Source organism: Woeseia oceani (assembly GCF_001677435.1).
Lineage (GTDB): Bacteria > Pseudomonadota > Gammaproteobacteria > Steroidobacterales > Woeseiaceae > Woeseia > Woeseia oceani.
Genome location: NZ_CP016268.1, coordinates 2,648,760 through 2,667,327, shown reverse-complemented (window position 1 = coordinate 2,667,327; position 18,568 = coordinate 2,648,760). Strand labels below are relative to the sequence as shown.

General features: G+C 59.2%; 12 protein-coding genes. 6 read left to right on the top strand and 6 right to left on the bottom strand.

Annotated elements, in window-relative coordinates:
* The first annotated feature begins 4 nt into the window (after positions 1-4).
* The 4 genes from proB (at position 5) to BA177_RS11990 (ending at position 6,556) form a co-directional block, all read left to right on the top strand.
* Complete coding sequence (gene proB / locus BA177_RS12005; RefSeq protein ID WP_068616511.1) at positions 5-1,132, top strand: glutamate 5-kinase; 1,128 nt, start codon at positions 5-7, stop codon at positions 1,130-1,132.
* A gap of 42 nt (positions 1,133-1,174) precedes the next feature.
* Positions 1,175-2,455, top strand: coding sequence for a glutamate-5-semialdehyde dehydrogenase (locus tag BA177_RS12000; protein ID WP_068616509.1), 1,281 nt, complete (start codon positions 1,175-1,177; stop codon positions 2,453-2,455).
* Positions 2,455-4,053: a glycerol-3-phosphate dehydrogenase gene (gene glpD, locus BA177_RS11995; RefSeq protein ID WP_068616507.1), complete on the top strand. Its 1,599-nt coding sequence runs from the start codon at positions 2,455-2,457 to the stop codon at positions 4,051-4,053. The genes BA177_RS12000 and glpD overlap by 1 nt, the downstream gene beginning before the upstream one ends.
* Before the next feature lie 295 nt (positions 4,054-4,348).
* Positions 4,349-6,556: a patatin-like phospholipase family protein gene (locus BA177_RS11990; RefSeq protein ID WP_197493012.1), complete on the top strand. Its 2,208-nt coding sequence runs from the start codon at positions 4,349-4,351 to the stop codon at positions 6,554-6,556.
* Between the two features lie 25 nt (positions 6,557-6,581).
* Here the strand turns inward: BA177_RS11990 and BA177_RS11985 are convergent, their stop codons facing one another.
* On the bottom strand, positions 6,582-6,830 hold the full coding sequence (locus tag BA177_RS11985) for a hypothetical protein (protein ID WP_231892441.1): 249 nt from the start codon (positions 6,828-6,830) through the stop codon (positions 6,582-6,584).
* A gap of 64 nt (positions 6,831-6,894) precedes the next feature.
* On the bottom strand, positions 6,895-7,557 hold the full coding sequence (locus BA177_RS11980; protein ID WP_068616505.1) for a serine/threonine protein kinase: 663 nt from the start codon (positions 7,555-7,557) through the stop codon (positions 6,895-6,897).
* A gap of 80 nt (positions 7,558-7,637) precedes the next feature.
* On the opposite strand from BA177_RS11980, the gene BA177_RS11975 reads away from it, so the two are divergent.
* Positions 7,638-11,693: an AAA-like domain-containing protein gene (locus BA177_RS11975; protein WP_068616503.1), complete on the top strand. Its 4,056-nt coding sequence runs from the start codon at positions 7,638-7,640 to the stop codon at positions 11,691-11,693.
* 6 nt (positions 11,694-11,699) lie between these two features.
* On the opposite strand, the gene BA177_RS11970 is transcribed toward BA177_RS11975, so the two are convergent.
* Positions 11,700-13,580, bottom strand: coding sequence for an MFS transporter (locus BA177_RS11970; protein WP_068616502.1), 1,881 nt, complete (start codon positions 13,578-13,580; stop codon positions 11,700-11,702).
* A gap of 306 nt (positions 13,581-13,886) precedes the next feature.
* Between BA177_RS11970 and BA177_RS11965 the strand changes: the two genes are divergently transcribed.
* On the top strand, positions 13,887-14,498 hold the full coding sequence (locus BA177_RS11965; protein WP_197493011.1) for an EexN family lipoprotein: 612 nt from the start codon (positions 13,887-13,889) through the stop codon (positions 14,496-14,498).
* A gap of 86 nt (positions 14,499-14,584) precedes the next feature.
* Here the strand turns inward: BA177_RS11965 and BA177_RS11960 are convergent, their stop codons facing one another.
* The 3 genes from BA177_RS11960 to BA177_RS11950 form a co-directional block, all read right to left on the bottom strand.
* Positions 14,585-15,670 carry a mechanosensitive ion channel family protein gene (locus tag BA177_RS11960; RefSeq protein WP_082990071.1) on the bottom strand — a complete coding sequence of 362 codons (1,086 nt, stop codon included), beginning with the start codon at positions 15,668-15,670 and terminating at the stop codon, positions 14,585-14,587.
* 96 nt (positions 15,671-15,766) lie between these two features.
* Entirely contained in the window at positions 15,767-16,555 is a 789-nt protein-coding gene (locus tag BA177_RS11955) for a lipid-binding SYLF domain-containing protein (RefSeq protein WP_068616498.1), read from the bottom strand.
* Between the two features lie 108 nt (positions 16,556-16,663).
* A complete protein-coding gene (locus tag BA177_RS11950) occupies positions 16,664-18,568 on the bottom strand; it encodes a M48 family metallopeptidase (protein WP_068616496.1) in 1,905 nt (634 codons plus the stop codon).

The following is an 18,568-nucleotide window of genomic DNA, read 5'->3' as shown; positions in this document are numbered from 1 at the left end:
AGCAATGACTGACATCGGCATTGCCGGTCTGCAACGTGTCGTCGTGAAAATCGGCTCTGCGCTGTTGATCGATGGGCACGGGGTGCTGGACCGTCATTGGCTGCAGACCTTGCTCGATGATGTGGCGGATTTCACGGCGAGCGGCAAACAAGTATTGCTTGTGTCATCCGGATCGGTCGCTCTCGGTTGCAGCACGCTGGGCCTGAATCGACGTCGTGCCCGGCTGGAAGAACTGCAGGCGGCTGCGGCCGTAGGTCAGATTCGGCTGGCGCAGGCCTACCAGGAACTGTTGGCGCAGCGCGGCATTGCCGTCGCCCAGATTCTGTTGACGCCGGACGATACCGAGATCAGGCGTCGTTTTCTGAACGCCAGGGGCACGTTGAATAAGCTGCTCGAACTGGGTGCGATTCCGGTAATCAATGAGAACGATACGGTGGCTACGGAAGAGCTGCGTTACGGTGACAACGATCGCCTGGCGGCCCGTGTCGCGCAAATGGTCATGGCGGATGGCTTGATACTGCTGTCGGACGTGGACGGTTTGTTCGATGCCAATCCGCGGGCGAATGACAATGCACAACACATCGCGGAAGTTGCGGAGGTCGATGACGAAGTCATGGCGATGGCCAGCGGCACGGGCAGCGGTCATGGCAGCGGTGGCATGACCACCAAATTGCTGGCTGCACGGATTGCCACGCGCGCCGGCTGCACGACCTGGATAGGCAATGGTGCCATTCCGCACCCATTGCGGGCTCTGGCCAACGGTGCCACCACCACCCGTTTTGTTGCCACAGGAACACCGGCAGCGGCCCGCAAGCAATGGCTCGCCGGAATGCTGGAGTTGCGCGGCGAGCTGCATCTTGATGCCGGCGCAAGCGCTGCGCTGCTGGCCGGCAAAAGCCTTTTGCCCGTTGGTATTGCATCGGTCACTGGCAGCTTTCGGCGTGGCGATGCGATCAGTCTGATCAGCAACGCCGGCCGCGAACTTGGCCGCGGCCTTGCAACCTATGCAAGTGAAGAGGTGGCGGAGATACGCGGTTGCCGGTCGCAGGATATTGAGAACCGGCTGGGTTATCGCGGCCCGGCCGTGGTCGTGCACCGGGACGACCTCGTGCTGTTTGATCAGGCAAACTAGTCTATTAATACATTCGTTTAAAACAGTTGGAACGGCATACAGATGAGTACTGAAATTTCCGGATCGGCACTGGCCGCGACTATGGATGCCCTGGGCGCGGCGGCGCGCAAGGGCGGGCAACGTCTCGCGCAAGCGAGCGCTGCAGCAAGAAACAAGGCGCTGGAGAACGCCGCCGGCCTGGTGCGCGAGCGTCGATCGCTTATTGCGGCCGCGAATGCAAAAGACATGGAGGCTGCGACGCAGCGTGGCCTGAGCGGGGCAATGCTGGACCGGTTGATGCTCGATGATGCGCGTATCGAGGGCATGGCGAGCGGGCTCGAGTCCATCGCCGCACTTCCGGATCCGCTGGGCAATGTGCTTGCGGAATGGGAGCGACCGAACGGCTTGCGTATACAACGGGTCGCGGTGCCGCTCGGTGTCATCGGGATCATTTACGAGAGTCGGCCAAACGTCACTGCCGATGCAGCGGGCTTGTGCCTGAAATCGGGTAATGCCGTGATACTGCGTGGTGGCTCGGAAAGTTTTGCCTCCAGCCGCGCTATTTTCGCCTGCATGACTGACGGTATGACGGCGGCAGGACTGGATAGCGATGCGTTGCAAATGGTGCCGACCACGGACCGTGCGGCCGTCGGCTACCTGCTGTCATCCATGACCAGTTTTGTAGACGTAATTGTTCCGCGCGGTGGCAAGAGTCTGATCTCTCGGGTTCAGCAGGATGCGCGGGTTCCGGTCATCGGTCATCTCGAAGGCTTGTGTCACGTGTACCTGCACGAATCGGCAGACAGTACGATGGCCGCCGACATTGTCCTGAATGCGAAAATGCGGCGAACCGGTATTTGCGGTGCCGCAGAAACGGTGCTGATCGATCGCAGTGCCGCCGAGCGGTTGTTACCGAAGGTGATGGAATTGCTGGTTGATGCCGGTTGCGAAGTTCGCGGTGATGCCGATGTGTGCGCGCTGGACAGCCGGGCGGTGCCGGCGACGGAAGCGGACTGGACCACCGAGTACCTCGATGCAATTATTTCAATACGCATCGTCGATGATATTCGCGCGGCCACAGCACACATCGGTGAGTATGGCTCCGGCCACACGGAATGCATCGTTGCAGAAGACGTTGAAGCTGTGCAGGCGTTTTTCGCATCCGTCGACAGCGCGATTCTCCTGCACAATGCGTCTACGCAATTTGCAGACGGTGGTGAATTTGGCATGGGCGCCGAAATCGGTATTGCGACAGGCCGGATACACGCGCGAGGCCCGGTCGGCGCCGCACAACTGACGAGCTACAAGTACCTCGTGCACGGTGCCGGGCAACTGCGACCCTGATGACCGGTGCGGCGGATAAGTTCGATGCGATCATCGTTGGTGGTGGCATCAACGGTGCCGGCATTGCGCGTGACGCGGCATTGCGCGGTCTCAATGTATTGTTGCTCGAAGCTGCGGATTTCGGTAGCGGTACCAGTAGCTGGTCCAGTCGCCTGATACACGGCGGTTTGCGCTACCTGGAATACGGCGAGATTCCGCTGGTCTACGAGTCCTTGCACGAACGACGGTATTTGCGCCGCATAGCGAGTCACCTGGTACGTCCGCTCAAACTCATCATCCCCTTGTACCGTGGCGGCAAGCGCGCACCGTGGCTGGTTCGTCTGGGCATGATCGCATACGACACGTTGTCCATGGGCAAATCACTGCCGCGTCACCGGATGTTGTCGAAAGAGCAGTTGCTGGCGTTGGTGCCGTCGGTCAATCCGCAGGGATTGCGGGGCGGCGCCAGCTATTACGACGCACAGATCACTTACGCAGAACGCCTGGTTATTGAGAACATCATCGCTGCGGCAGAGGCGGGCGCCGATGTTCGCAATTACCATCAGGTCAGCGGTATCGACTTTTCCACTGAGGGCGAGCACACGGTAACTTTCATCGGTCCTGACGGAGCAAGCCAACGGGCTCATGCGCGTTGCATTGTGAATGCCGCAGGACCGTGGGTTGATCGGGTGCTGGCCGGTACGCAGGCGGGTCAAGCGCGTTTGATGGGTGGCACCAAAGGCAGTCACATTATCACTGCGGCATTCGAGGGGGCGCCGAACGATGCCTTCTATGTCGAAGCCGCGAGTGATGGTCGTCCGGTGTTCATCATTCCCTGGAACGATCAGTACCTTATTGGCACGACCGACATTCGCTTTGCTGGCGACCCGCGTGATGCGTCGGCCAGCGTTGCCGAGGTCGATTATCTGCTGGCGACCGCCAATGCCGTATTCCCGCGTGCAAAATTGACGCGTGCCGACATCAACTATTCCTACGCCGGCGTACGGCCGCTGCCTTACGTGGAGGAGGGGCCGGAATCCGCGATTACCCGCCGCCACATCATTCATCGTCATGCGGGCATTGCGCACGGCATGCTGTCGATCATCGGCGGCAAACTGACCACCTATCGCAACCTTGCCGAGCAGGTGGTCGACAGTATTGAACGTACTCTCGAGCGAGCAAGTTCGCGCTGCGTTACGGCAAGCACAGCGCTCCCCGGTGGCGGCGACCGGCAGTCGGCAGAAGAAACACTGGCGACCCTGACAGGTCTGCCGGAACCGTTGCGTCAGCGTCTGCTGGCTGTGTACGGTTCGCGGGTTGCGCGCCTCGTTGAGCTGTGCGAGGGGTCGCCGGAATTACTGGTGGGTATGGATTCGGGTTTTCTGGGTGCCGAGGTGGCCATGGCGGTGCGCGACGAATTCGCCTGCACGCTCGTGGATATTTTGCACCGGCGGCTCATGCTTGGTTTGGCCGCTGATCAAGGTCGGGCCGCCGCGGCCGGTGTAGCGGCTATCGCTGCCACAGAGCTGGGCTGGGATGCCGCGCAGACCCGCCAGCAACTGGCCGGGTTGACCGAGTACAACCAACGCTTGCAGCCGGGAGTGGGCAAGCAGGACTAAGCGCTGTGCGACGGCGCTGGAGCGGCAAGGGTTGCGTGATGCAGGAGGCGACGGCCTGCAGGCAATAGGGCATTGGCTGGAAATACGCGGGCGTAACCGGCTCGCCGAGCCTACGCTGCTGAATGTGCTGCCAGCCGAAGGTGCGTCGGCGAGCGTAGCTTGCCGGCGTAACCGGACCGCACTCGGGATCCGGAGTGCAGTCCGGGCGGTTTCTCTATAATGCAGCAATGAATTGCTAAAGGTTGTTCAAAAAGTCAATATGTTCAAGTATTTACATCTTCCCCTATGCCTGTTCGTGGCACTCTTCCAGCCGCTCGGAAGCCGTGATGCCGTAGCAGCCGATACGCCGTCAGAGTCGTCGCCCGGGGCCGCGGCGCGGCCCCGCATCGGGCTGGTACTCGGCGGTGGCGGTGCGCGAGGTGCCGCGCACATCGGTGTGCTGCGCGAACTTGAACGGCTTCGTATACCGATAGACGCAGTAGCGGGGACCAGCATGGGCGCGATCGTGGGTGGTCTTTATGCGGCCGGCAAGTCGCCGGCCGATCTTGAAGAAATCGTGTCGTCACTGGACTGGAGCGGATCGTTCAATGACCGCACCGCACGGCGGGACCTGCAGTTTCGCCGTAAGCAGGACGATTCGGCCTACCCGATTCAGTTTGAACTGGGCTTGCGTGACGGCCGATTGCGTTTGCCGCGAGGTTTGATCCAGGGCCAAAAGCTGGGTCACATATTGCGCGAGCTGACCCTGGCGACAGCCGCGATCGAAAGCTTCGATGACTTGCCAATTCCATTTCGCGCGGTGGCCTCGGATATCGCGACCGGAGAAGCGTACGTCATGTCGTCGGGTGATCTGTCTCGAGCGATGCGCGCCAGCATGTCGGCACCGGGCATATTTTCGCCGGTCGTTGTTGCAGGCCGGACCCTGGTCGATGGCGGGCTGGTGGGCAATGTACCGGTAGAGACCATCCATGCAATGGATGTTGACGTCGTGATTGCTGTCGACGTCGAGTTTCCGTTGTATGCGCCCGATCAGTTGGATTCCGCGCTAGGCATAACGGCGCAAATGTTGACGATACTGATTCGCAAGGAAACCATGCGGCAATTGGAAAGCCTCGATGACAATGACATTCTGATCCGGCCGGAGCTGGGTGAATTCGGTTCCAGTAATTTCGCCGAAATAACCGAGGCCATTGAGCCGGGTGCCATCGCGACCCGCGAACTGGAAGACAAGTTGAAGCCGTACTCGCTGGATGAAGCAGCGTGGCAACAACACCTCGCGGCTCGCAAGTTGGAAACGCGCCCGCCGCCGACTCTTGATTTCGTGCGTGTCGTACACGGTGCCCCGTTGTCCGCACGGGTTCTCGAGTCGCGCCTGAATACGCAGGCGGGTGACCCGCTGGACCCGCAACAGCTGGCTGAAGATGCGGCCAATTTGTACGGACTGGATCTGTACGAATCCGTTGACTACCGGATCGTCCGCGACGGCGCCGAAACCGGGGTAGAGTTCGACGCCCAGCCCAAGTCGTGGGGCCCCAACTACCTGAATTTTGGCATCCAGCTGGAAGATGATTTCGAGGGTACAACGGCCTTCAATTTGTCGGCGCGGCTGACCCGCGCAGGCGTCAACCGACTGGGAGCGGAATGGCGTACCGATGTCCAGGTTGGCACTGAGCCATTGCTTGTTTCCGAGTTCTATCAACCACTCAGTTTCGATGCGCGCTACTTCGTCGCGCCCCGAATCGAATTGCACCAGGAGAATTTTCGCACGTTCTCCGGTGAGGACCGCATTGCGCGCTACCGGGTTTCCGATTCCCTGTTTGGTATCGACGTCGGTCGCGAGCTGGGGCGCTGGGGCGAGTTTCGTATCGGCGCCTTTCGCGGCGCCGGTGAGGCGCGCCTGAAAGTCGGCGATCCGGTGTTGCCCAATATCGATTTCGAGACGGGCGGCATTTTCGCCAACTTCGCCGTGGACACTCTGGATAATGCGCAAATTCCATTGCACGGTTCCCGTGTGAACCTGCGCTGGGAGATGTCGCGCCCGGGTCTGGGCGCCGATAATGAGATTGACACGGTCATGACCGAACTCATGACGGTCAACACCTGGGGCCGGCATACCGTATCTCTGGGGCTCGATTTCAGTACGACTATTCAATCCGCCAATGAAGTGCAGAATTTCTTCCCACTCGGTGGCTTTTTGCGGATGTCCGGATTGGCACGAGGAGAAATCAGTGGTCCACACGCGGGGCTTGCACGCCTGGTCTGGTACCGCCGTTCGGGAGAGACGGGTGGGGGACTGGTCGATTTTCCGCTGTATATCGGAGCGTCCGTCGAGGCCGGAAATGTGTGGCAGCAGCGTTCGGACATCAGTACCGGATCATTGTTAATGAGCGGCAGTCTGTTCGTTGGCCTCGATACTTATTTCGGGCCCTTGTACATCGTCGGGGGTATGACCGAACGCGGCAAATCCAATTTCTACTTGTCGCTGGGCGCGCCACCGCGATAGATCGCGGGGCCAGCTCGACCGGGGATCAACGAATGATTTTTTCCAGCACCTGGGTGGGCGTGTCGGTTCGCCGATAGTACATATGCCGCTGTGCAATGTCGTCGTAGGCACGATCACGCTCAGCTTCTGTTGCATACCAGCGTACGCGCTGCCAGTCATCGCCTAACAACCGTTGAAACGTGTCCCCCGACGGGAGTGAAATACGTATGCCGTATTTCTTTTCCATGCCGGCTTTTTGCGGCTCGACGAGATTGTGTTGATGGCAGTAGTTCACGTGCAATTACCTGGTAAGAAACAGCTGCGGCAATTATATAGATGACCGCTGCCAACAACCACGTTCAATTGCGCCGAATGCGATCCCCGGCACCCTCGCGATCGGCCCAGCCCAACAGGCGCCGCGTAACAAACAGATAGACACGCTTGCCCGTCGCTTTCCAGACTCTGGCCAGCAGCGACGGGCTGTCGAGGATGGCGCGTTCGCGACTCGTGAGCCTGTGCGGCAGATAGGTTCGCTTGTGCTTGAGCATGTGTCGCAGATCCTCGCGGGCCAGCAGCCGGAACAGCCGGCCACGTTGCGGCGAGTACCACGCGAGCTGGAAATCGATAACGGCTGGCTGGCCTTCCGGCGTCACCAGCCAGTTGGGTTCTTTGGCGAGATCGTTGTGGACAACACCGAGGCTGTGCAGGCGCCGCAATAAATGCAGCGCATTGCGAAAATAATCCGGGTGTGCGGGGCGAGCCACTTGCATCGGCTTACCGTTAAGGTAGCTGCGCAGCAGTACGTCATCGTCGCTGTGCAATAACTCTGGGACACCGCTAAGGCCGTCGGTCGCGGCCAGAGTGCGGGCCTCGCGGGCCATGAGCCGTCGCGCCACCCAGCGGGTCCACAGCGGGGCGCTGCTAACGTCGCGAATAATGCGTGGACCGCTGTCCGAGTACTGCAGCCGCACTTCCCCAAACAGGTCTCTTTTCAATAACTTGTCGTCTTGGCGGGGCATCATTTATGGTGTCGGGACAGCCACTTCGGCGGCGAATGTGCCAAACTGCGAAGAATACACTACGGCGACGTAAGACCTGACGAATGAGCGAAAAGCCGGAAACTCCCAAAGCGAGCCCAAGCAATAACGACGCTGATTTTTTCAACGTTGGGCCACCACTGCACCCGGTGCGCGGTGGTTACGTGCGAAGGCCTGCAGACGATGCATTGTACGCCGCGATTTCGGCTGGCCGTTATGCGCACGTGTTGGCGCCGGCGCGTAGCGGCAAGTCCAGCCTAATCGCCGCAACTGCGGCGCGGTTGCGCAATCATGGTTACAAAGTTGCAGTACTTGATCTGGCGCAGATCGCGGAACGCGATGGCGGCAGCGACGCCGGGCGCTGGTACTACAGTATCGCCTACCGTTTGTTGCGGCAGTTGCGGCTGAAAGTCGACTTGCAGGATTGGTGGCAGGACAAGGCAATACTCAGCAATCGGCAGCGACTCGTCGAGTTTTACATCGAAGTTGTCCTGCAGAATATCCGCGAGACAGTCGTTGTCTTCGTTGATGAACTGCAGAAGCTGGAGAACCTGCCATTCAGTGAACATCTGTTGCCGAGTATTCGCGCCGCGCACAACGCACGGGCGACGGACCCGGATTTTCAACGCCTGAGTTTCGTGATGTGCGGTGAATGCGATACCGAGGCCTTGGCAGGCGATCCGGCGTTGTCACCGTTCAGTGTTTCCAAGGCCATCGTGCTCGACGACTTTTCACGTACAGACATTGATTTGTTTGCCACAGAATTGAACCTTCCCGGGGTGCAAGCGCGCACCGGCCTGGATCGTATCTGGTACTGGACAAACGGTCAGCCGTATTTGACGCAGAAGTTGTGTCGCGCACTCGCACGTAGCACGGTGCACGGCAATGTTGAAGAGCAGGTGGACAGGATCGTCTATCAGCAACTTGCCGGCAGAGCCGCGCTGCACAACGAACCACATATGAATCACATTCACCGCCGCATCGTGCGTGACCGGCGGGATTTCGAAGCGATGCTGAATCTCTACGGTCGCCTGCGAAAGGGGCTGGAGGTGGTCTACGAACCGTCCTCAAGACAGCAACGCAAGCTGCTGGCGGTCGGGCTGATCGTTGTATCGGATGACGGTGGGCTGGCCGTGCGCAACCGGCTGTATGAATCCGTATTTACTGCCAAATGGGCCAACCGTAACCTGCCGCTGCATTGGCGGGGCCCCGCTTTGGTGACTGCGTTGATTGTAGTGCTGATTGCCGTGCCTTTCTGGTACACGCAGTTGTTGCCGAAGCCGTACATGCGGGTCTTGGTTTCGCCAACGTTGCCGTTGGAGTCGATCGCCGATGCTTGGCAAAACCTGCGCTCGTTTCCCGGTCATTCGGAAACGGCGGACCGCCTGTACCTGAATTTGCTCCGTAGCCGGGCCGGGATGGCCAGCGATCCCGAGGCAATATTGCAGGTTGAAGCCTATGCGCGGGCAATGCCGGAGAACGAAGCATTCGCCGGTGAAATCGTTGCCGGTTTTTGGGATCGAGAGGTCCAGCGCCAGATGCGAATGGAACGCCGGGATGCTGCATTGCTGGCCGCATTGGAAGCCTTGGTCGTCGCCACACCGGATCGGCGTCGACGCGCGGCTTCTTTGCTCGGGGATGACTACCCGCAGCTCGTGGCCAGCCTCGAAGGCGCCATTGGCGACCGACTGTTCTTCAATCCACGGGACATGTTGTTGAGCTACGTAAAGGGTGCGCAGGTTTCCCAGTGGTCTTTGCAAAACGGACAGTTGCGGGCACGTGAATCGTGGAGCATTTCATCGCTGGAAGTGACTCCGTTGGTCAGGCGGGTTGTGGTGGATCGCAACGCGCAGGTGTCACGTATCGGTTTGTCCGTCAATATCAGCCACGCGCGGCTCGATGACATTCGATTGAAATTGATTGCGCCCTCCGGGCGCACTGTTGAGCTGGAATTCGACGCAGAGCGTTCAGCGGCGAATGAGGACACCGTATTTCGCGCGGACAAGCTGTTACCGCTGGTCGGCGAGCCTATCGCCGGCACCTGGTCGCTGACTGTCCGGGATGAAGCGACGGGTGTTAGCGGTCACCTGATTGGCTGGAATCTCAATCTCAATTCTCAGGTAATAGTTGAGAGCTTTGATCGTGGTCTCGATATTCCGGCGCCGATCGAGCGCGAGTCCGACAATATCTGGTTCAGTAGCGATGGCCGTTACGCCGTCGCGCGGGCATTGCACAGCGACAGCGCTCGCATGTGGGACCTCCGTAATGCGCGGCCGGCGCGGACGATTGCGGTACCGGCGGACGAACGGGTAATCGGGCTTAGCGCTAATGCCAGCTATCTCGTCACCGTTGCGCAGAACAACCTGCACCTGTGGCGAATGGTGAACGGCCGCCGTGAGGCGGTCATTGAAGCCGAAGTTGGCGGTGCACAGGTTGAATTGACCGCCGATGGTCGGCATGTGTTTGTCGCCCGACGTGGCGAACCGGAATCAGAGTTTCGCCTGTGGTCGCTGGAGAATCGTGCGACTGTGGCCAGCTTGCGCATTGCAGGCTCGCCGGCGCTGGTCGCAATCGACGCTAATGGCGAGCGGCTTGCGGTGGCCGACTACGATCGGGCTGTGCGGGTCTGGAATTTGCGTACCAACGAACAACTCGCACAGCTGGACTTGCATGCACAGGCGAGTGAAATCCGCATGTCAGCGCCCGGTGATGCGCTGGCGATTGTGCATGGCGAACAAGGTGTTTCGCTCTGGCATATCGATTCGGCCGAGGAGCCGTTGTTGATTGAACGCGGCGTCGGTCGCTGGCAGTTGCGCTTTTCCCCATCCGGCTCGAAGCTGGTTGCCGGTAGCCCGCGACGCGGCTACCAGATTTTTCGCAGCAGCGATGGCGCGATGGTGGGCCCGGTGATTGACGCCGGCGTAGCCGCGGATTCGGAACCGCTACTTGCCTTCAGTTTCGACGAAGACCTGTTGCTGACCGCCGGCAACACCGACCGCGCGCGCTACTGGCAGTTGCCCGTAACGCCTTCCGCGACCGATGCGGCGGCGCTGACTGAGGTCGATAACGGGCATCGTTTGTGGCGGGATTCCGGCGATTCCCCGGCCGTTATTTCCGCGGGTGGTCAGCATATCGCGATTGCTGATCGCGAGGGGCATGTGCACGTGCTCAATGCCCACGCGAGCATTGAGGATATTGCCAGGGCCAGCGATGAGTTGAACTTCGTCGGTCACCAGGGGGCGATACTCGGTCTCGCGTTCAACCGTGACGGTACTTTGGTCGCCAGCGCCGGTGTTGACGGCACTGTACGCGTTTGGGACGTAAGCTCCGGTCTGCCGCGGCCGTATCACACGAATGCGGCAGCAGGCGGTGTTCGGCAATTGGCGTTTTCCAATTCAGGTGACCGCCTCGCGGTTCTTTCTGACCGCCGCATCGCCGTCGTGAACGTTGCCGACGGTGTCCTGCTTGCCGACCTGGATCTTGGTGAACTGCACACCAGTATCGCCTTCGACAACAATAATGATATCTACATAGGCGCAGAGCGCGGAACTTTACGCAGCCTGGTGCGCGACCGGGTAGGCAACTGGACGTTGCGCAATGTCTGGTCCGGTACGCAGCCGTTGCGCCGGATTGGCGCGTCCGCCGAGCGGCCGTTGCTGGTAATTGTCGATGCAAGCAACCAGGCATTGCTGCTGGACTTGCAGAGTGGTCAGGTTGGAGAGGCGCGCCTGCAGTTGCCTGACACGGTCACCGATGTACTGTTTTCCCCAAGCAATTCACGGGTCCTGTTCAAGACCCGTCGCTGGGTGCACCGGGCCTCGGTCAACACGGTCGGTCTGACCTGGCGCGAAGCTGCGCGTACGCCAAACGCTATAACCGGCTCGCAGATCGTCATGGATCAGGCTGTCGTCAATGGCAGCGAACAGGCTTTGTTAGACCCGTTGGGTGACCGGGTGCTGGTGTTGACCAGGGATGCGGGTTTTGCTCAAGTTGCGGAAGTTTCATTGCTCAACGATGCTGGCCCGTTGTTATTCGGATCGCGCGAAGACCTGTTGGCAGAGTGGCGGCAAAAACTGGGTTACGTTGACACAGCCGTAGTGCCTGACCGTCCGCCGAATTAGTGGTTTCTATCGGTCATCGCCACGCAAGGTTCTAACCAGCAGTTCCATGCGCGCGGCTGTCGCGTCTCGCGCTGGCACCGCGTTGCCGATGCGCAAGCTCACTGCCGCTAACAAGCGGATTGGTATCGTACGCAATTGACCGCGGCGGCGACTGAACCAGCTCCCCCACAATCCGCCGAGTGCCAGTGGCACCACCGGCACGGGCCGTCTTTCCAGGATTCGTTCCATACCCGGACGAAACGGGTGAACATGGCCATCGCGGGTTATTGCCCCCTCCGGGAAGATGCAAACCAGATTGCCAGCCATTAACTCCTTGTCTATACGCTCGAAACTTTCTTCAAGGAGTTCAGCATTCTCTCGCGCTGACGCAATGGGAATCGCTTTAGCCGTATCGAATACGAACCGCAACAAGGGGATCTGGAAAATTTTGTACCACATGACGAAGCGCACCGGCCGACGGACGCACGCTCCTATGATCAAAGCATCAACATAGCTGACATGGTTGCAAACCAGCAGGGCCGGCCCTTCCTTCGGAATATTGTCGAGGCCACTGGCGCGAATCCGGTACAAGGTGCTGACCAGAATCCAGACAAGGAAGCGCATCAGGAATTCCGGCAACAATGTGTAGATGTAAATGGCCACCACCGCATTCATGGCAGCGAGTACCAGGAAAAACTGCGGTATCGTTACGCCGGCATTCAACAGTATCAGTGCGAGCAGCGCGGCAATCACCATGAACAACGAGTTGATGATGTTGTTGGCAGCAATGATGCGCGACAAGTGAGTCCGTTCCGCACGGTCCTGAATCATCGCGTACAACGGCACGCTGTAAAACGCGCCGAATGCGCCGAGCATTACGATGTCGAAAAGCACTCGCCAGCTGCCGGCGCGAGCAAGAAATTCGGCTACCGTACTGACCGCAGAGATTTGTGCTATGGGTTGCGCGAAATAGAGGTCAATGGCAAACAGGCTGAGACCGATGGATCCGAATGGCACCAGTCCCAGTTCAATGCGCCGTCCGGACATGCGTTCGCACAGCAAGGACCCCGCGCCAACACCAACGGCAAACGCGACCAGCAAGACTGTGGTGATTTCCTCGTTGCCGTTGAGAATTACCAGTGTATAGGCAGGGACCTGTACGGTGACGGCGGTGCCGAAAAACCAAAACCACGAAATACCCAGTATGGACAGAAAGACACTGCGCTCCTCGCGCGCGAAAGCGACCATGCGCCAGGTTTCTGTCCAGGCATTCCAGTTCAGAGTCAGGGCAGGGTCGACGGCGGGTGTAGGCGGTATGCCGCGACTGGATACGTAACCAAACGTCGCCACCGCCAGCAGGCAGGTGCCGATCAGCAGTTGATTGCCGCTGTCTGTTGCGACCGATATACCGCCGACAATGAGACCGAGAATGATGGCAACGTAAGTGCCGGATTCGACCAGCGCGTTGCCGCCAATCAATTCCTCTGAGCGTAGTTGTTGCGGCAAGTAGGCGTACTTAAGCGGCCCGAACATGGTGGACTGGCAGCCCATAAGGAATAAAACAAACAGCAGCGACTTGTAACTGCCGTTCAGGAAAGCGAACGCAGCAAGGGTCATCAATACGATCTCTACGATCTTGATGATCCGAATAAGCCGGGATTTCTCGTATTTGTCGGCTATCTGGCCAGCGGATGCAGAGAACAGAAAAAACGGCAGGATGAACAACGCGACGGCGACGTTGGCCAGCAGGCTCGCGTCCATACCGGCGACCAGGGTCGCCTGAAAGGTCACCAGGATCACGAGGCCATTGCGAAAAATATTGTCGTTGAAGGCGCCGAGAAACTGGGTCAGAAAAAACGGTGCGAAGCGACGCTGTCGCAACAGCGCGAACTGGTTGTTATTAGACAAAACTTCGTCTCTCGCTGTGTCAAGGCGGGCTCACTATAACAGCCAGCAGGTTTTCCGGACTACCACCGCCGTCCCGGAGTGGCTACAGTGCCGCGCGCCGAAACGCGGATGGCGAGGAGAGCTCTGAATAGTCAAAATATGGCAGGAATTGGCCGGTCATCGCTGGCAGTTGCCAGTGGTGAGCGCTGCGGTAGTCCGCAAAAGCATTGTCAAACCTATGACGCAGCGCATATTGTCAGTGCCGACGGGATGCTATGATCCACCCACGCTGCCGCATGTCAGTCAGAAGTAATGGAGTATTCCGGGATGAGACGGGCCGCACCGCCAAGGGCAATTTTCTCCGCAATCAATTTGTGCGTCGTTTTGGCGATCAGTGCTTCCTGTAGTCAGGAGCCGCCGCCGCGCACGGTTGTTGAGTTTGTCGACAATCCGCGCCTGCTTGAGGCCACGATGGTCCGTTGTGCGCAAAACCGGGCGGAACTGCGGTATACCCCGGAATGCCTGAATGCCCGTGAAGCGGTCAACAGGATTGCAGCGAACGAAGAAGCGGCGCGGCGATCGGAACTGGATGCCCAATCGGTGCGCAAGCGCGAGGCATTGCGACGGGCACAGCAGGCAGCTGCGGAAGCCAGGGAGCGAGCCGCTGAATACGAGCGTCAGCGTGAAGAGGCCGAATACCTCGGTCAATTCGAACCTGTTGCGGAACCCATGCCCGGTACCGTGGAAGGCGGCGCGATGCCACCGGCCACCGGCCCTGGCGAGCAAGATGCGCCTCTGGAGTTTGTCGCTCCGGATCCGGTGATTGAAGAAGTGCTACCGGATTCACAGCAAGACGGTGCGGCTGGCGATGATTCGGGGCAAAGTCTGGAAGCCGTGCGCGAAGAATTGCAGCGTCGCCAGCAGCAGGACAATCCCTGACCGTATCAGTGCCGCGAGCTGGCAAGCTATAGGTGCGTGTGCGGTCGTGTTGCCGGACTCGCATGTCTGCTGTTAGCTGGAGGCCGTTATTCGGCCGCTGGTCGCGGAACAGGCATGCTGCGAACGTGCAGATCGCGTTGCGGGAAGGGGATCTCAATGTTCTCGCTGGCAAACGCCTTGTATACGGCGATATTCAGTTCGTGCAGCATACGGCCCCGGTTCACAGGCAGGTCGATCCAGCAAAGCAACTCGAAGTTCAGGCTGGAGTCACCGAAGGCGCGAAACCGCACCCGTGGTGCGGGAGCACGACAAACTTCCGGGTGTTCTTCGGCAACACGTTCCAGGCAGGCAATTACTGCATCGATATCGCTGCCGTAAGCAACGCCAACGGCGACGCGAATCCGGTGCGCTGAATTCGGCCCACCTGCCTCGTTGATAATTTTGTTGTTGCCAATAATGGAATTGGGAACAGTGATCTCGACATCGTCTCGGGTCAGTATCCGGGTGCTGCGCAGCCCAATGTGCGTGACCTGACCGCGTTCGCCTGACTCAAGAATGATGAAGTCGCCGATCTTGTACGGCGCATCGGCAATGATCGACACACCGGCGAACAGGTTGGACAAGGTGTCTTTGGCGGCGAAGCTGAGTGCAAGACCTACGATACCGGCAGACGCCAGCCAGGCAGTTGGGTCGATACTCCATGCTTCCAGTATGAAAAATACCGTCAGCGCGAATAGCGCTATCTTAATGACAGTTTCGGTTAGCGACACTATGTTCGGCTGCATAATGCCTTTACTGCCGCTGCGTGCCATTGCTGAAAGGAACAGTGTTGTTACGCGCAGTATGAAGCCGTACCAGATAACGATCGCTATCGATTTGAGAATGCCCAGCGTGATGAATTCGACCGTAGCCGCCATGCCGATGCGCAACGTCGCGAGACCGAGGCCCGCCAAAACGAACGACATGAACACCGGCCGGTGAATTTGTGCGATCAGCTCATCGTCTATCTGGGTTTTCGAGCGGCTGGCAATCTGCGCAACGGTACGGAAAATCAGAATATCGGCAATTTTTCCGGCAATAAGGAATGCGACAATGATCGCCAGCGCTTGCAGGTATACATTGGGACCGAGCATTTCGGCCCAGCTGTCAATCCGCTCGATGTATGTCTGCACGGTTTCTATTTACTTCTCATAGTGGCAGAAGCTCGTCGTTGGCTCATTGCCGTTGCCAGGAATAATGAGACGACGGAGCACACTGGATTCTGCGGCTTAAGGTTCGTCCGGATCAGCAATACCGAAAGTCCGAACACGGGGTTCTTGCGGTGCGTTGGGTGCTCGCTGGGATGTGCCCGTGTCCATACCGGGTTGAGTCGGCAATCTTTGCGTCTGTGCGCTCAGTATTTGCACAAAGTTATTGGCAACCGCCGGCGCCATGTTGCCGGGACTCGCGAATATCTGGTCAGGCGTCAGGCTGGCTGAGCCGTAAAACGCGGCGTTGGCCTTCTTGTCTATAGTGACGCCGGAGCCCTCGAGTGACACGCCCGCGAACAGGCCGCGACTGCGCGAATAGGAATAGACCTCGGCTTCAAACTGGATGTCGGTAGCAACACCGGTTTGTCGGCCAACCGGGCCGGCCGCAACCGATGCGTCAGCGCCGAGCGTCAGTTTGCCACTGGCAATCCCGTCCACACCGCGTCTGGATTTGAACACGAGGATGACGTCGGTTGATTGCGCGCCGATCTGCCAGCCGATGCTGCCGCCGGTAATTGTGATGAATGCCGGATTGCTCCAGCTGCCGTCGTCCTGGCGTACCACCACAACCCCCTTGCCGCGGCGGGCGCCGAGACCAAAGCCGATTTTGACAACATCCGGAATGACAGCGACGGCATAAGCGCGCGCGAGCAATGACGGCGGCACGCCCTGTTCAGGAATGCGCAGGAACTGATCAACGACGTCGGTGGCATCGGCCACTCGGTTTTCCTCGCGGGTTGCCGCTGACGCAGGTAAAGCGAAGACCAATGTAAGGATGGTGAGCCACAGAATCAGGCGAGTATTCATGTTATCTGTCCGTCATTTATCGACTGTGTACGCGCCGCGCGTACAAGGAGTTGGTGCGTCGAAGCGGCCGTAAGTTCCCGCGTATCATACTGTAATTTGGCGGACACCTCACGGCGTGTCTATGTGTCGCTCGACATCCAGCGGTGGCAGCGGGCAGTCCAGCGACGCACACACCGTGCGCAAGAGCTCCGCTTCACTGACGTTAAGTTGTCGGTCAGAGCTGATTGTTGCGGCCAATGCCTGAACCATGCTTTGCCGTGCGGCATTGTTCATGTGTTGCAGGACATCCAGACTGCGGCCGGTGGCCTGTACCGGATTCTCCGGTGCTTGGTAAGGCGTATTGGCGGCCCAGTCACCGAACACGTTGATGCCGCACTGGTAGGCTTGCTGACGGTCAGCGTCCGTCAGGTTGCCGGCGTGCGCGACTATCGCGACAAGCTCCAGAGCCGCGGCACGAACGTCGCTGCGCGATGCTCGTTGTTTGCTGCGCGTAGCCGGTGCGAGTGCGTCGCCCAGATTCAGTTTCAGGATTCGGAACAAGCAGAACTCGTGCAGTGCAACCTGACCGTCCAGTTCTATCAGCCGTCGACTCAGGTCAAGCAGATACTCGAGGCGTTGCACGGGTAGTTGGCGGAGCGTCGGAAAGGCGATTTCGAGCAATGGCAATCGCCACTGCGCGCTGCCGGCCGCCAGTTCATTGTGATAGCGTCGAATCAGTGCGCTTCGTTGCGTGCCGAGTTGTTGCTCAAGTACATCGAATGCGTTGGGCGATGCAGCCGCGTCACGATTGATAAACAGTGCCAGTGTCAGCAGCATCGCGCTGTCCACCGAGTGCGCCGCGCCGTACAGGGAGTCGGGGATCGCGATGCGTAGCGCGCCGGCAAACAACACGTGTTGTAACGTCGGATTGCCTATCGTGTCGGTGATAGCCGCGCCAGGCGTTGCTTCGGCGGCGCCGGCAAACCCGGCGGCACGACCATCCGTACCTTCATCGATCGCCTGTGGTGTTACCGGCATCGTGACCGCTTGCAATGACTCTGCAGAAAATTGCGGCTGCAATGCCTGGATGCGTGCAAGCAATGGTGGGTGCGTTGCAAACAGCGATGTGAATTTTGCGCCGTGGGCGAACAGCATATGGCTGACTTCTTCCGGGTCGGTCGCTTGCAAGTACGATTGCTGCTGGTAGCCGGCAATTTTCTTCAAGGCATTGGCAATGCCGTCCGTTTGCCGGGTGAATTGTACGGCGGAGGCGTCAGCAAGAAATTCACGTTGCCGGGAAACCGCGGCTTTGAGCAGCCGGGACATGAATACACCAACGCTGCCGATTACAACCAGCCCGACACCGATAATCAGCACAGCCGCTGTGCCCGATCCACGACCGCGGCGGCTGGAGACGATGCGTCCACGGTAACTGCCGCGCAAGATAAGGCGACCGATCAAGCCGAGAACCATGATGCCGAACAGTACGCCCATCATGCGTATGTTCAGGCGCATGTCGCCATTCAGGATGTGACTGAACTCGTGAGCGACCACCCCCTGGAGTTCGTCGCGGCTGAGGAGTTCCAGCGTACCGCGGGTGACCGCAATCGCAGCGTCACCGGGTGTGAAACCAGCGGCGAACGCATTGATGCCGGCTTCCTGTTCCAGTACGTAGATCTCCGGTACGGGAACGCCGGAAGCGATCGCCATTTCCTCGACAACATTGCGCAGGCGCCGCCGCAGCGGGTCGGAAACGTCCGGTGACACCAGCGTGCCACCAAGGTCGCGGGCGACCCTGCCGCCGCCGCTTGAGAGTCGCGCGGTCTTGTACAAAGTGGCGCCAACGATTAGCAGCGCCGTGCACAGGGCAGCAAAGATCAGGATGATCGGGTCCGGCGCCTGCATGTTGCTGTAGAGCGCAATCGCAACCAGTGCGGTGACGCCCGCAATGATCAGCAGGGTTGCCGCGATGTACGCGATGATCAAGCGTCGCGTACTGCGCCGGGCGCGCTCCTGGGCGTCAAAAAAATTCAT

What these genes read in the sequence shown, in the direction of transcription:
- proB (WP_068616511.1), top strand. Translation starts at nt 5, where the DNA reads ATGACTGACATCGGCATTGCCGGTCTGCAACGTGTCGTCGTGAAAATC.
- BA177_RS12000 (WP_068616509.1), top strand. Translation starts at nt 1,175, where the DNA reads ATGAGTACTGAAATTTCCGGATCGGCACTGGCCGCGACTATGGATGCC.
- glpD (WP_068616507.1), top strand. Translation starts at nt 2,455, where the DNA reads ATGACCGGTGCGGCGGATAAGTTCGATGCGATCATCGTTGGTGGTGGC.
- BA177_RS11980 (WP_068616505.1), bottom strand. Translation starts at nt 7,557, where the DNA reads ATGATGCCCCGCCAAGACGACAAGTTATTGAAAAGAGACCTGTTTGGG.
- BA177_RS11975 (WP_068616503.1), top strand. Translation starts at nt 7,638, where the DNA reads ATGAGCGAAAAGCCGGAAACTCCCAAAGCGAGCCCAAGCAATAACGAC.
- BA177_RS11965 (WP_197493011.1), top strand. Translation starts at nt 13,887, where the DNA reads ATGAGACGGGCCGCACCGCCAAGGGCAATTTTCTCCGCAATCAATTTG.
- BA177_RS11955 (WP_068616498.1), bottom strand. Translation starts at nt 16,555, where the DNA reads ATGAATACTCGCCTGATTCTGTGGCTCACCATCCTTACATTGGTCTTC.
- BA177_RS11950 (WP_068616496.1), bottom strand. Translation starts at nt 18,568, where the DNA reads ATGAATTTTTTTGACGCCCAGGAGCGCGCCCGGCGCAGTACGCGACGC.